This is a genomic window from Synechococcus sp. R8-2 (genome assembly GCF_047461715.1).
GTDB lineage: Bacteria > Cyanobacteriota > Cyanobacteriia > Thermostichales > Thermostichaceae > Thermostichus.
On sequence record NZ_JANSHQ010000493.1, the window covers coordinates 1 to 1208 of the forward strand.

General features: G+C 61.3%; 1 protein-coding gene. It reads left to right on the plus strand.

Annotated elements, in window-relative coordinates:
- Window positions 1-103 precede the first annotated feature (103 nt).
- Complete coding sequence (fni, locus tag NW819_RS11460) at window positions 104-1165, plus strand: type 2 isopentenyl-diphosphate Delta-isomerase (protein WP_414413819.1); 1062 nt, start codon at window positions 104-106, stop codon at window positions 1163-1165.
- The last annotated feature ends 43 nt before the right edge of the window (window positions 1166-1208 follow it).

The window sequence follows — 1208 nt, forward strand, 5'->3', positions numbered from 1 at the left end:
TCCGTCCCGCTAGCGCGAACGGGCAATGCTGTTCGCCTTTGGCAGCGCACGGCGTTGTAGACTGACAATCTCTACCAAGACCAAGGTGCTCCGCACTGCTGACATGATGGCCGATTCTCTACCCCCCATTTCCGAGCGCAAACAGGATCACCTGGACATTGTTCTGCAGCAGGATGTGGCTGCCAAAGGGATCCGCACCGGCTTTGAGCGGTTTTTCTTTGAGCACGTGGCGTTGCCGGAGCTGCTGTTGTCGGAGATCGACCTGAGCTGCGAGTTCTTGGGAAAACGCCTACAGGCACCCCTGCTCATCAGCAGCATGACGGGGGGAACAAAGGCTGCCCGTGAGTTGAACCGACAACTGGCCGCCGCCGCCCAACAGTTGGGCATTGCCATGGGGGTGGGATCCCAGCGGGCAGCTTTGGAACATCCAGAGCTGGCCCGGACTTACCAGGTGCGCCAAGTGGCCCCGAATATTCTGCTGCTGGCCAACCTGGGTGCCGTTCAGCTCAACTACGGCTATGGGTTGGAGCAGGCGCGACGGGCGGTGGAGATGATCGAGGCGGATGCGCTGATTCTGCACCTCAATCCTCTCCAGGAGGCGGTTCAGCCCCAAGGGGATCCCGACTGGCGTGGATTGTATGGCCGCATCGAACGGTTGGTGGCGCAGTTACCGGTGCCGGTGGTGGTGAAGGAAGTGGGCAATGGCCTCAGTGCCAAAGTAGCCCAGCAGCTGGCCGAATGCGGCGTGGCAGCCCTGGATGTGGCGGGGGCGGGCGGCACCAGTTGGAGCGAGGTGGAGGCCCATCGCCAAACAGATGCTCTCAAAAAACGCATTGCCCACAGCTTTAGGGATTGGGGGATCCCAACGGCTTTGTCCCTGCTGGAAATTCGTCGCCTGCTGCCGGACTTACCCCTGGTGGCCAGCGGCGGCATCCGCAATGGCATCGACGCGGCCAAAGCTATCCGTCTGGGAGCCGATGTGGTGGGTATGGCCGCCCCCGCTTTACACGCCGTCTCCCAAGGACAGATGCAGGCAGTGGTGGACACCTTTCGCGCCGTGATCGAGGAGCTGCGCATTGTTGCCTTTTGCACCGGATCGGCCAACTTGGCTCAGCTGCGACAAGCTACCCTGCGGCGGCAGGATACTTGGGATCCCTTGCCCTAAACTCCAAGCACTTGCCACAAACTGAGGGTCAATACCAGAGCCC